Below are 13,078 nucleotides of genomic sequence, written 5' to 3'. Positions count from 1 at the left end.
TTTATTACTCATGTTACTTTTTATAACTAAAAAGTAACCAAAAAGTTTTCGCGGCAGAATATTTTCTTAACGCAACATTCCAGTTTAAAAATCACAAAAACTGCGTAACTCGCTTCGCTCAAACAAACACAGTTTTTGCAATTTTTCTTATTAAATATTGCTAAAAATATATGCCGCATTTGCTGCAAATTCGTACTTTATCACTATTTAATAAAGAAAAATCTGTATATCATAGTAAAAAACCTTAATTAAACAAAAGCTGTGTGCTGTAAGGTGAATGATAAAAAAACTGCGGCGGCTAAATTTTTTTATCTATTCAAACGAGAGGTCAGCCGCGCAGCCTGACCGGAATCGGAGAAGCCGCAGTTTTTAGCGTGAACCGCATCAGTACATAGCTTTTGTTTATTCAAACCTATTATAAAGCCCAAATACACCCATTGCCTAACCACGCCGCCAATGCTACAATTTAACTGAACACAACACATCGGAGGAACCGCCATGCTGACACCACGTTATTATTTCACAGGCGAATTCTGCCGTTTTTACGACTATTTTCTGTCGCACCCGCATACCGAAAAACACTTTGCCAAAGGCGAATACCTGTGGCGTCCGGGGCAGCCGCACGAAAAAATTCATTACATAAAAAGCGGCGCGCTGATGCACTACGCCGACCACGAAAACGGGCACCGCAAAATCATCAGCTTCCACGGCGAAGGCAGTATTTTTCCCGGTTACCATACCTGCGGCTTTAAAATAGAGCTTTCGCTTACAACGGTTGCCCTGACGGAAATTTCCGTGCTGGAATTTACGCGGCAACAGTTCAACCAAATGTTTGAAGAAAACACAGAATTAAGCGAGCAGGTTGTCAACTGGTATTCCATGTATGTCAACCGCCTGCTGTTTGAAACCGTACATCAGGAATATAATTCATCCTTTGTCAAAATCTGCAACCTGCTGTATCTGCTAACAGTAAATAACCCGCAAAACTACGGTTTTGATATTGCCATTACGCAGGACGCCCTTGCCGGAATGCTCGGCCTGAGCCGCGTGCAGATAACGCGCGGGCTTGCGCAGCTGCGCCGGCAAAGCATCATCGCCACAGGGCGCGGCAAAATTACCGTTACGGATTTACCGGCACTGGCACGGCTCTGTTCTTCCGAAACCACCGGCTGATATTATGTGCTTTTATTATAAAGCGCAGAAGCAGAAACGTCTGCTTCAAATGATACAAAAGAAAACTAAAACGGCAATAACCTGCTCTATGCAAAAGTTATTGCCGTTATTTTTATACGTATATGGTTTAATAAATGCAGTACAGCTTGTGCGGCGAGCCTGTAAGCGCCTTGCCTCCGTTTGCCGTTACAAGGTAAGTGTTTTCGCTGCCAACCATGCCAATGTCGGGCAGGGCAATCTTCGGCTCCAGTGCAAAGGTCATGCCTTCCGTAAGCACTTCTTTAAAACGGTTGGCAATAGCCGGGCTTTCATCCATGGTAAGCCCTATGCTGTGCCCCAAAAACTTGCCGCCGTTCATAAAGCCTGCAGCAAAGCGGCTGTCAAACTGCTTCATTGTTTCGTTATAAATATCTTCCACCACCGTGCCGGGCTTTAACATGGCAGCGGCAAAACGCTCCAGCATTATACAATGTTCGTGCGCTGCCAAAATCAAATCGCGGTTGGGGTCTTTATTAATATCGCCAAAATAATATACTATCGTTTTATCGGTATGGTAGCCTTCCACGCCGCAGGGAATATCCAGATAAACCAGCCTGCCCGCTTTTAATTTGCGGAACGGCGAACCAATGCTCTGCACCGCAATGCAGGTGCCGCCCGTGCCGCCGGGGCCGTCAAAAGCCGTACGCACCAGCCCGCTTTTGCCAAACGACGCCACGCCGATAACATCTTCGCCCAGGGGCAGATTCATGCGTGCAATGCCGTGCGAACCACGCTTTAACATTTCGGTGTACAGGCTTACGGCAAGTTCGGCTTCACTGATGCCTTCCTTTATCATTTTCGGCGCCAGCTTCTCCAGCACCGTCTGATGAATAGCGCCGCTGCGCTTCATCAGTTCCAGTTCATAGCTGCTTTTTACAAGGCGCAGGCTGCACAGCAGGCCGTCGATATCGGCATATTCTTTAAACGGCATATATTTGCGCAGCATATTCAGCCAGTCAACAGTGGCTTTTCTGCATTCCACATACATAACTTCCGGGCAAGCGCCATAAAATTCCGCCAAAGTGCGGAAGCTTTGCATCGGGCGGATATCCGGCAGCAGCGATTCATTGCGGGCACGGTCATAGCTGCGGCGCACCCACAAAATCTCGTCCTGCGGACGGATAACCAGTGCGCCCTCCTGCATGGTACCTGTAAAATAGTACATATTAACTTTATTATTAATAACCGCCATCTGCCAGCCAGGATGTTCTTTTTCCATTTCCTCACGGAAACGCACAAGGCGTATCTGCAGTTCTTCAAGCGGTACGCGTCTTATTTCGTCGGTCATCAGCGAGGCATGTTCCAATATCGACATAATATTGCTCCTTTATGATAGTTTTATTGTAAACGAACTTATTCCAGGAAGATGTTAATGCTATAAAGCCATAAGCAAAAACTGCGGCGGCAAAAATTATAAATTTAACATAAGAGAGTCCGGCTGCGCAGCCCGGACGGAATCGCAGAAGCCGCAGCATTTTTGCATGGCTGTAATAGTATTGACATCTTCTTTATTTCAAGCATAATCAGATTTACTTTACAATCATACCATACGTTGCCCTATTCTTCAATTAGCACAGGCATACAAAAAACTCCGATGCCTGCCCAAACAAGCACCGGAGTTATCCTCGTTAATCCTTATTAAACAAACCCGTAAAATCAAAAGTGGCAAAATAATCTGCCGGAGTTTCGGCGCGGCGTATCATTTCAACGCTGCCGTCCTCTTTCAGTAAAAGTTCTGCACTGCGCAGTTTGCCGTTGTAGTTATATCCCATGGCAAAACCGTGCGCACCGGCGTCATGGATAAACACCAAATCGCCGATATTTATTTCCGGCAGCATACGGTCAATGGCAAATTTATCGTTGTTTTCGCACAAACCGCCCGTAACGTCATATTTGTGGTCGCAGGGCGCGTTTTCCTTACCCATAACGGTTATATGGTGGTAAGCGCCGTAAATAGCCGGGCGCATCAGGTTGGCAGCGCAGGCATCCAGCCCGATATATTCTTTATAAATATGCTTTTGGTGAATAACGCGGCTCACCAGCGCACCGTAAGGTGCCAGCATGTAGCGTCCCATTTCGGTATAAAGCCTTACATTGCCCATACCTGCCGGTACCAGCACTTCTTCATAAGCACGGCGCACGCCTTCGCCTATTTCCATAATATCATTTTGCGGCTGTCCGGGACGGTAGGCAATGCCCACACCGCCGGAAAGATTGATAAATTCAATGGAAGCGCCGGTTTCTTCTTTTAATTCAACGGCAACTTTAAATAAAATACGTGCCAGTTCCGGGTAGTAATCATTGGTAACGGTGTTGCTTGCCAAAAACGCATGCAGGCCAAAGTGTTTTACGCCCTTAGCCATAAGGCGTTTGTAAGCCTCGGTAAGTTGCTCGCGCGTCATGCCGTATTTAGCGTCGCCCGGGTTATCCATAATGTTGTTGGCAATGGCAAAATGCCCGCCCGGGTTGTAGCGGCAGCACACGGTATCGGGAATATCGGCCACGCGCTCTAAAAAGTCAATATGGGTAATATCATCCAGATTTATAGTAGCATTGAGTTTGCGTGCCAGCTGAAAATCTTCGGCAGGCGTATCGTTGGACGAAAACATAATTTCGTCACCCTTAAAGCCAACCGCATCAGCCATTAAAAGCTCTGTATAAGAAGAACAGTCCGCGCCGCAGCCTTCTTCGTGCAAAATTTTTAAAATGCCCGGAGTAGGCGTTGCTTTTACCGCAAAATATTCCTTAAAGCCTTTATTCCAGCTGAAAGCCTTATTTACCCTGCGCGCAGTTTCACGGATACCTTTTTCGTCATATAAATAAAACGGCGTTGCATAACGTGATGCAATATCTTCAAGTTGTTCTTTGGTAACAAACGGAATTTTTTCAGACATTAATCTCAACCTTTCTGTAATTCAATCAGTTTAATTTCGTTTTTAAGCGCGTCCTTAAACAAATCCACCAGGTTACGCTTACAGGAATATAAACAGGTTGAATTTGCCCCCTCATCCAAATCACCGGTCAGCACCGTCTGCGAATCGGCTATCAGCCTTATCTGCCCTGTCTGTTTAACGGTGTTGTAGCAAATTGCCCCCGGAAGCAGGAAATCACTGCCGGTAATAACCACTACCTTTAAGCCGCGGCCAAGCGCGTCTTCAAGTTCAGTACGCAAAAGTTCCATTACGGCAGCATTTGCCGATACATAAATGCGCGCTTTGGCATTAAGTACGGTGTTTTGCAGCTTGCTGATAATTTCTGCGTTGCCTTTAATGGTTATATAACCTTCGGCCTCATTTTTTACACTGGGCAGTTCTTTTATAAGCGCGTCGCGCATTTCCGCCAGACGGCGGATTTTATTATTGCAGAACTCCTCCGGTGCAACCGGCGTATAACGCGTCACTTTGCCTTCTTCCATTATATAGGCAGCACCCTTTTCCACCAGCCCGGCCAGTGCCGTATAGGTGTTGGAGCGCGATATGCCTGTCTGCTTGGCCGCTTCATAGCCTGTGAGGCGTCCGGCTTTTACCAGCAGCAGGTATAATGTTGCCTCCTGGCGTGTAAGGTTAAAGTGCATTAAGCGTTCTACGATTTCCATTCCCCTCATTCAGCCCCTTGTATATTGTTCCTGTTCAAGAACACTATACTCTTTTTTTATTCGGTTGTCAATAACTAACCAAAAAATTTGCAAAAAAAATAAGCAGGCCGTTTAAGCCTGCTAAATTTAATATTACTATTTTATCTTTTCAAAGGTATTGGTTAAGTTTGCAAAATCCTGCAATGAAAGCGTTTCGCCGCGGCGTTTGGGGTCAATACCCGCAAGGTTCAGCCATTCCTGTGCCTGCTGCGAGGTAATGCCCATGTTCTTCAGCGCATTGCTTAACATTTTGCGGCGCAGCGAAAATGCTGCCTTTACCACCCGGAAAAACAGTTTTTCATCACAAATTTTCACCGGCGGCACGGTACGGTTTTTGCACACCACAACGGCGCTGTCCACGCTTGGGCGCGGAATAAAACTTGACGGCGGCACGATAAAGGCAATTTCCGGCTCCGTGTAATACTGCATGGCAACCGAAAGCGCGCCGTAATCTTTTCCGCCCGGCGCTGCCGTGATGCGCTCGGCAACTTCCTTCTGCACCATAATTACCATGCGTTCAAGCGGCAGCTTCTTTTCAAGCAGCGCAAAAATTATCGGCGTAGTAATGTAATACGGCAAATTGGCTGCAACCTTAAAGGTTTTGCCGCCCATGGCACTGTTAACGTCAAGTTCAAGCACGTCGGCATTAATAACACGCACGTTCTCGTAGCCTTCCAGCGTTTTTTCAAGCACCGGCAAAAGGCGTTTGTCCAGTTCAACAGCGGTTACGTCCGCGCCGGTTTCTGCCAGCGCCTGCGTAAGCGTGCCAATGCCGGGCCCTACTTCAAGCACCGGTTCGCCGGGCGCAAGTTCTGCGGCAGCGGCAATGCGGCGCACAATGTCTTCATCAATTAAAAAGTTCTGCCCAAGCTTTTTATCGGCATGCAGGTTAAACCTGCGCAATATATAATTAGTAACTTCCGGTGTAGCAATTACAGGTTTCTTCATTCAACTTCTCCAATTTCCGCCAGTGCGGAATTAAATTCTTCGCGCGTTACGCCGTAGGTGTTAAGCCTTTGCAAAAAGCATTTGGCATTGCCGTAACCGACTCCCAAAAGCGCAGCCAGCTTATCGCGCCTTGCGCTTGCCATGCTGCCGCCGCTGAGCCCGTTTATCATTAAGTCACGTTCTGTAAATTCTTTCTGCGGCGTAAATTCATGATGGCGCACTTTGCCCAGCGCCGCTAAAATAGCCTTGGGGCTTGCCTGTTCCACGCCGACATCGCCATTAGCGGTTGCATCAATGCGCGGTATAAAAGCCTGCCCCGCCTCCGGAAAACGCTCCGTTAAAAAGCGGCGTATGCGGTTGCCTGCTCCGTCAGGGTCAGTAAGTATGATAATGCCGCGCTTTTTATACGCTGCTTCAATTTTGCGCAGGGTAGACGCGGCCAGCGTAAAGCCGCCCGTTTCTATCGTGTCGGCTTCCAGCGCGCGCCTGATTGCCGCGGTATCACTTTTTCCTTCTACTACAATAACTTCTTTCAGCACTTATTATTCCTCTAAAATATAAACTTCCACATTACGGCGGCCCCAGTTAATTGCTTCCTCGTAACTGTCCATAAACAAATCCACGCGGTTGCCGCGGATAGCGCCGCCGGTATCGCCTGCAATGGCAATGCCGTAACCGGGGATATACATTTTGGTATAGTACGGTATTACACGCGGGTCAACGGCAACAATGCCGCGGGCAGCCACAAGGCCGATGGATGTAAGGCCCGTGCCGGTGCCGCAGTGTACGGTATAAGCGCTTGCTTCAGCAGTAATGATGCGGCTGTATTTTTTTCTGCCTTCCGGCGTTTCCACCGACATGCCAATGCCGCGCCTGATAACGGAATATTTGGGGTCAGCCAGAACTTCGCGGGCAATTTCCACTTCTTTTGGTGCTTTGCCCGTGCTTACCACGGATTTTTTTACAACTTTTACCTTGCCGGCTTTGCCCTGTTCCACAAGCTGCTCCTGCCCGTAAGGAATATTCTCGTCATCAATATACTTTACGGGAATTTCCGAATCGGCCTCAACGGAGCTTAAAGTATCGCCTTTATTAAGGATATGGATTTCCACATTGGCAGTAACCGGAGTATCTGCGGCAGGGTAAACACGTTTTTTGTTAAAGCGGATGTTTAACTCCTTTAACGCTTCGCCAACAGTGTCTTTATTGGTAAAAAACTTCTGCTGTGAATCTCCGCGCACAACAATAACCGGCACGGCACGTTTTAAAACCAGCACTTTGCCGCGGCCGCTCGTTTTTTCTTCAATACGGTCTGCCTGACCTACGGCAATGCCCGCTTCTTTAAAAACAGCGTGCGGGTCGGAAATTTCCGTTGTAACTGTTCTTTCCGTACCGTCAAACTTTAAAATGGTAACAGGTGCTTCCGCCAAACCAAGATGCGTATGCCCACTGAATAAAATTACAAACATTATGGCTATCAAAATGGTTCTTCTGAAAACTGTAACATTTTTAGGCATAATATTACCTCCTTAATTCGGGGGTATTTTATCACAGCCTTTTTTATAATGTCAAGCCATCTTCCTTGAAGGTACTTTTAGTTTAAAATCAAACAACTCTTTACGAAAAGTATTATGCACAAGCACCTTTATGGTAAATAAAAGACGCAGCAGTAGCAGACTGCCGCGTCAGCATTATTTAATTTTATTAAAAAGCGTTTTAACGTTTTTCGTTGTCTGCGCTGCCAACGCTTCAAAAGTTGTTCCGCGTACCAGCGCAGCATTTTGCGCCACAAGTTCCGTATAAAGCGGATTATTGCGCTTGCCACGGTAAGGCACCGGCGTTAAATACGGCGAATCCGTTTCAAAAAGCAGCAGTTCGTCTGGCACAAAAGCAAGCACCTCGCGCACTTTGGCTGCATTTTTGTAAGTACTTGTACCGCCAAAGCCAAAGTAATAGCCGCGTTTAGCAAGTTCCTTTGCCATTTCCAGCGAGCCGGAATAGCAGTGAAACACTGCCCTTGTGCCGTTTGGCACTTCATTGCGGAAAATATCGAAAATATCGCCGTGTGCTTCACGGTCATGGATAATTACCGGCAAATCAAACTGTACGGCAAGGTCAATCTGCTCCAAAAGGCGTTTTTTCTGTACTTCTTTCGGCTCGTTTTCTTTCCAGTAATAATCAAGCCCTATTTCGCCGATTGCCGCAACTTTTGGATACACAGCCCACGCTGCCAGTTTATCAAGATAATGCTCGTCTTTAATACCGGCAAGTTCTTCCGGATGCCAGCCCACAGCGGCATAAACAAAATCATACTTTTCTGCAAGCTGTACGGCAAAAGCAGAGCTTGTTTCGTCACAGCCGGGGTTGATAAAGCCTTCCATTTCTTCGCCGATTTTGGCAATCAGCTCGTCACGGTCGTCGGTAAAATAATCGGAATCAAGATGGGCGTGCGAATCCCACAAACCTGTACGCGACATTTTATTTCACCTTGCTGCCGCTGGCAATGCCCGGTGCGTCTGCCAGTACCAGATTGCCTTCATCGTCGCTGGCTGCCAGCACCATGCCGCGGCTTTCAATACCGCGCAGCTTGGCCGGTTTAAGGTTGGCAATAACAATAACGTTTTTGCCAATCAGGTTTTCCGGTTCATAATGCTGGGCAATTCCGCTTACAATGGTGCGTTCCTCATTGCCGATTTTAACCTGCAATTTAATCAGCTTATCGGTTTTGGGCACGCGTTCTGCGGCAATAACGGTTGCCACACGCAAATCTATCTTTGCAAAATCATCAATGCTAATTTCACCGGCTGCTGCCGCTGCAGGTTTTGCTTCTTTTTTGGCTTCAGCTTTCGGAGCTTCGGCTTTAATTGCCTTGGCGGCAGTTTTTTTGGTAGCCGCAATTACGGTTTCACCGGCTTCGGTAACTTCAATGCGCGGGAAAAGCGGTTCGCCCTTCTGCACTTTGGTGCCGGTTGCCAGTTTGCCCCAAATAGCGTCTGCCATAAAGAAGCTTTCCGGGTTGCCAAGGCCGAGCTGTTCGTAAATTTTCGGCGCGGTAACAGGCACAAACGGCGCAATCAAAATAGCAATAATGCGCAGCGCTTCGGCAAGGTTGTACATAACGGCCTGCAAGCGTTCTGCCTGCGCAGGGTCTTTTGCCAGAATCCACGGTGCGGTTTCATCAATATATTTATTGGCGCGGCCGATAAGGTTCCATACATCCTTAATAGCCTGGTTCAGTTCCATATGATCCATGGCATCACTGTAACCGGCAACAGTTTCGTTAACAAGAGCGATAAATTCCTTATCAACGGCTTCCGTGCCTTCCTTATGCGTTACAACGCCGCCGTGGTATTTTTCAATCATGCTTACGGTGCGGTGCAGCAGGTTGCCAAGGTCGTTGGCAAGGTCGGCATTAATGCGGTTAATCAGCGCGTCGCGCGAGAAGTTGCCGTCGCTGCCGAGCGTAATTTCGCGCAGCAGGAAGTAGCGGATAGCATCCGGGCCAAATTCTTCAATTAAAGCAATAGGGTCGATAACATTGCCCTTGGATTTGGACATCTTGTCGCCGTCAACAACCAGCCAGCCGTGGCCGTAAACCTGTTTCGGCAGTTCTTCGCCCATTGCCATCAGCATAATCGGCCAGATAATGCTGTGGAAACGTACAATTTCCTTACCGACAAGGTGAATATTGGCAGGCCAGAATTTTTTAAACTTTTCTTCATCCGTACCGTAGCCGATAGCGGTAAAGTAATTTAAGAGCGCGTCAAACCAAACGTAAACAACATGTTTCGGGTCGAACGGAACGGGAATGCCCCAGTCGAAAGTTGTGCGGGTAATGCACAAATCTTCCAAACCCTGTTTGATGAAATTAATCATCTCGTTGCGGCGGGAAACGGGCTGAATAAAATCAGGATGGGTTTCAATATATTCCAGAATTCTATCCTGATATTTGGACAGTTTAAAGAAATAACTTTCTTCCGCCATTTTCTCTACCGGGCGGCCGCAGTCCGGACATTTACCGTCTACAAGCTGGCGTTCCAGCCAGTAAGATTCGCACGGAACGCAGTACAAACCTTCATAATTCTTTTTATAAATGTCGCCCTGGTCATAAATTTTCTGCAGTACAGCCTGCACAACTTTATGGTGGCGTTCTTCGCTGGTGCGGATAAAATCGTTGTTGGAAATGTTCAGCATTTTCCACAGCTTTTTAAAGTTGGCTACGATTGCATCAACATACTGAATCGGCGTAATGCCTTTTTCGGCTGCTTTACGCTGAATTTTCAGGCCATGTTCGTCGCTGCCGGTTAAAAAGAATACATCTTCGCCTTTCGCGCGGTGATAACGGGCAACGGTATCGGCAATGGTTGTGCAGTAAGCGTGGCCAATGTGCAGATTATCGCTGGGATAATAAATTGGGGTAGTGATATAAAAACTGTTCTTGCTCATGTGCTTTCCCTTCTTTTATGTTAATATTGTTTTAACGGTGTAAGCGCCTGCAATGCTGATTTTTGCAGACAATTCCTTTGTAATTTTATCACATTCTGCGCCGCTGTGCAAAAGTTTTACTTCTTTTTGGCAAATCATTGACAGAACTTTACTTTTTGGGCATAATGGAAAAGCTGTGATCCTTTCCGGCGGAAAGGAGGTACGCCATGAACGATTTTATTGCAGCTTTTATCGTATCTGTTACGGCGGGTATAGTATCGTACTATATCTGCAAGTGGCTCGACAGATATTTGTAAATCACAGTGAGCCCAAATAAAAAACCGGGAGCTGGCACTCCCGGTTTTTTATTTCTGTACGTCATAAACGATACAGCAGCTTTTTATGCCTTAATTATAGCACGGCTTTTGTATAAAAGCAAACGTAAACCCTTTTATTCTTCATCCAATAATCTGTTATAAAGTTCTCGCTTTGGCACTTTGCGCGCTTTGGCAACCTGTGCCAGCGCTGCTTTTTTATCCATGCCCTGCGCAATCAGCGTCTTTACTTCGTCCAGCGGGTCGGCTTCCTGCGTTTCTTCCTGCACATCAGCCTCGCCCTGCGCTATAACAAGGCAAAACTCACCGCGCGGCGGCTGCACTTCCAGCCATGCCAGGCACTCCGTTATGCTGCCGCGGAAGAATTCTTCGTGCAGCTTGGTAAGCTCGCGCGCAGCGGCAAGCTGCCTGTCGCCCCACGCCGCCAGTATTTCTTTAAGCACGTCTTTAATGCGGTGCGGTGCTTCATACAATATTATTGTCGAAGGAATGTTCTTCCACGCCGCAAGCTGCTCTGCCCTGTTCTTTTTGCTTTTGGGCAGAAAACCGCCGAAAAAGAACGGTGACGACGGCAGCCCCGAAGCAATCAGCGCGCACAGTGCGGCATTTGCGCCCGGCAGCGGCACAACTTTTATGCCTGCGTCAATCGCTTCGCGTGCCAGCTGCTCGCCGGGGTCGGCAATGCCGGGAAAGCCCGCGTCGCTGACAAGCGCTACATTCCTGCCGTCCAAAAGTTCTGCTATCAGCTTCGGCCCGTTTTTATCCTTGCTGTGCTCATCATAGCGCACCAAATGCCCTTTAATATTAAAATGGTTTAAAAGCTGTAAGGTATGGCGCGTATCTTCCGCCGCAATAATATCGGCTTCGCTTAAAGTGCGCAGTACGCGCGGCGTAATATCTTCCAGATTGCCTATCGGCGTTGCGCAAAGATATAAAGTTCCGGCTTCCGTCATTTTGCCAGCTCCTTCGATTTATCGTAATACGCCAGTGCCTGCGCGCTTAAAGTTCCGTCGGCGTTGTACATTACAAGCGGCGGCAAAACGTCAAGCCCGTAGCTGCCGCCCTTAACCATTTCCATTAAAAATATCCATGCAGGTTTGTCAACCGCGCTGTGTACCCATTGCAAACGTTTGGGCTGCAAGCCAAACTCCGCCGCCAGCTGCATGCACTCGGCAAAACGGTCGGGCAGCTGCACAATGGCAAAGCGCCCGCGGTAGCGCACGGCATACGCCGCCGCTTTAAAAAAGTCACGCAAATCTGCCGTTACCTCATGACAGGCGGCAGTGCCAATTTTGCGGGTATTGCCGCTGTTGCGGTAGGGCGGGTTGGCAATTACCAAATCCATGCTTTCGGTTTTAAAATATTTATTAATTTCACGCAAATCGCCGCCAATTACCTTTACTGTTTCTTCAAGCCCGTTATCTTTAATGCTGCGCTCCATAAGGGCGGTAACTTTGGGGTTAAACTCTATTCCGGTTACCTTTTCCGCGCCGCGCGCCGCCAAAAACAGGCTTATTGCCCCTGTGCCGCTGCCAAGTTCCAGCACCTGCGCCTTTTTTACCAGATGGGCAAATGCCGCCACGAACACAGAATCCGTTGTAAAAGTAAATTCACCGGCGTCCTGCCAGACTACATAACCGCAGCCCGGCAATGAATCACGCCTTATTCCGCTGTGTACCATTAAATTTTATCCGCCTTGGAAGCATCCACGATTTCGTCCCATTCCACCTGAATGGTATTGTCCGGCGTAAGCTGTACGGAAGCAGTACGCATAGCACGGTTAACGCCCATAACGCGGCCTTCGCCGAGCGGCGTAACAACCATAACGCCAACCTTCGGTGCTTCCACGCGCTCCGGTGCCGGACGTTTACCGCAGCAGCCGCTGCAATAAACATCGTTTTCGTATTTCAAGCAGCACATCAGCCTGCCGCACACGCCTGAAATCTTCGCCGGGTTCAACGACAGGTTCTGGTCTTTGGCCATCCTGATGGATACCGGTTCAAAATCGCCGAGTAAGGTAGCGCAGCACAAGGGCCTGCCGCAGCTGCCGATTCCTCCCAGCATTTTTGCTTCGTCGCGCACACCAATCTGGCGCAGCTCAATACGGGTACGGAATACGGACGCCAAATCCTTAACCAGTTCGCGGAAATCAATACGCCCGTCCGCCGTAAAATAAAAAATAATCTTGTTAACATCAAAAGTAAATTCCACGTCAATCAGCCGCATGGGGAGCCCGTGCTTGGCAATTTTGCGCAGGCAGATGTTAAAGGCTTCTTTTTCGCGCACTTTATTTTCCTGCACCTTCAGCGCGTCCTGCTCGGTTGCCTTGCGCATAACGGGCTTCAGCTGAGAAACAAGCTTGTTCTCCTCAACCTCTCTCGCGCCGATAACAACCGTGCCGTATTCCAAACCACGCACCGTTTCCACAATTACGTGGTCACCAACTTCCACGCCGGTATCAACCGGGTCAAAATAATATATTTTACCTGCTTTTTTAAACCTAATGCCTACTACTTTCAGCAAA

13 protein-coding genes are annotated in these 13,078 nt (G+C 48.0%); 1 reads left to right on the top strand and 12 read right to left on the bottom strand.

Going from position 1 to position 13,078, the window contains the following annotated elements:
* Positions 1–498: 498 nt before the first annotated feature.
* A complete protein-coding gene (locus tag M3079_RS03570) occupies positions 499–1,173 on the top strand; it encodes a Crp/Fnr family transcriptional regulator (RefSeq protein WP_249077273.1) in 675 nt (224 codons plus the stop codon).
* A 127-nt stretch (positions 1,174–1,300) separates the two neighbouring features.
* On the opposite strand, the gene M3079_RS03565 is transcribed toward M3079_RS03570, so the two are convergent.
* The 12 genes from M3079_RS03565 to M3079_RS03515 all read right to left on the bottom strand — a co-directional run bounded on the left by M3079_RS03565 (position 1,301) and on the right by M3079_RS03515 (position 13,077).
* Positions 1,301–2,527, bottom strand: a complete 1,227-nt coding sequence (locus M3079_RS03565) for a Xaa-Pro peptidase family protein (protein ID WP_249077271.1) — start codon at positions 2,525–2,527, stop codon at positions 1,301–1,303.
* 313 nt (positions 2,528–2,840) lie between these two features.
* The gene (locus M3079_RS03560; RefSeq protein WP_249077270.1) at positions 2,841–4,106 is read right to left on the bottom strand and encodes a diaminopimelate decarboxylase; all 1,266 of its coding nucleotides are present in this window, start codon (positions 4,104–4,106) and stop codon (positions 2,841–2,843) included.
* A gap of 5 nt (positions 4,107–4,111) precedes the next feature.
* Positions 4,112–4,816: a helix-turn-helix domain-containing protein gene (locus tag M3079_RS03555; RefSeq protein ID WP_249077269.1), complete on the bottom strand. Its 705-nt coding sequence runs from the start codon at positions 4,814–4,816 to the stop codon at positions 4,112–4,114.
* Between the two features lie 126 nt (positions 4,817–4,942).
* On the bottom strand, positions 4,943–5,794 hold the full coding sequence (gene rsmA / locus M3079_RS03550; RefSeq protein ID WP_249077268.1) for a 16S rRNA (adenine(1518)-N(6)/adenine(1519)-N(6))-dimethyltransferase RsmA: 852 nt from the start codon (positions 5,792–5,794) through the stop codon (positions 4,943–4,945).
* Positions 5,791–6,333 carry a ribonuclease M5 gene (gene rnmV / locus M3079_RS03545; protein WP_249077267.1) on the bottom strand — a complete coding sequence of 181 codons (543 nt, stop codon included), beginning with the start codon at positions 6,331–6,333 and terminating at the stop codon, positions 5,791–5,793. The genes rsmA and rnmV overlap by 4 nt, the downstream gene beginning before the upstream one ends.
* A gap of 3 nt (positions 6,334–6,336) precedes the next feature.
* Positions 6,337–7,311, bottom strand: a complete 975-nt coding sequence (locus tag M3079_RS03540) for a 3D domain-containing protein (protein ID WP_249077266.1) — start codon at positions 7,309–7,311, stop codon at positions 6,337–6,339.
* Positions 7,312–7,485: 174 nt separating this feature from the next.
* Positions 7,486–8,271 carry a TatD family hydrolase gene (locus M3079_RS03535; protein WP_249077265.1) on the bottom strand — a complete coding sequence of 262 codons (786 nt, stop codon included), beginning with the start codon at positions 8,269–8,271 and terminating at the stop codon, positions 7,486–7,488.
* Between the two features lies 1 nt (position 8,272).
* Entirely contained in the window at positions 8,273–10,240 is a 1,968-nt protein-coding gene (gene metG, locus M3079_RS03530) for a methionine--tRNA ligase (protein WP_249077264.1), read from the bottom strand.
* Between the two features lie 15 nt (positions 10,241–10,255).
* Positions 10,256–10,378, bottom strand: a complete 123-nt coding sequence (locus tag M3079_RS09380; protein WP_283162420.1) for a hypothetical protein — start codon at positions 10,376–10,378, stop codon at positions 10,256–10,258.
* 292 nt (positions 10,379–10,670) lie between these two features.
* Positions 10,671–11,507 (bottom strand): 16S rRNA (cytidine(1402)-2'-O)-methyltransferase, encoded by an 837-nt coding sequence (gene rsmI, locus M3079_RS03525; RefSeq protein ID WP_249077263.1) that lies wholly within the window; start codon positions 11,505–11,507, stop codon positions 10,671–10,673.
* Positions 11,504–12,235, bottom strand: coding sequence for a methyltransferase (locus M3079_RS03520; RefSeq protein ID WP_249077262.1), 732 nt, complete (start codon positions 12,233–12,235; stop codon positions 11,504–11,506). The genes rsmI and M3079_RS03520 overlap by 4 nt, the downstream gene beginning before the upstream one ends.
* Positions 12,235–13,077: a stage 0 sporulation family protein gene (locus M3079_RS03515; protein ID WP_249077260.1), complete on the bottom strand. Its 843-nt coding sequence runs from the start codon at positions 13,075–13,077 to the stop codon at positions 12,235–12,237. Before M3079_RS03515 ends, M3079_RS03520 begins: the two co-directional genes overlap by 1 nt.
* Position 13,078: the final 1 nt, after the last annotated feature.

The sequence above is a fragment of the Phascolarctobacterium sp. ET69 genome (assembly GCF_023336935.1).
Classification (GTDB): Bacteria; Bacillota; Negativicutes; order Acidaminococcales; family Acidaminococcaceae; genus Fusicatenibacter_A; species Fusicatenibacter_A intestinipullorum.
Note: the sequence above shows the minus strand (reverse complement) of the source record. Positions and strands in the feature narration are given on the sequence as shown.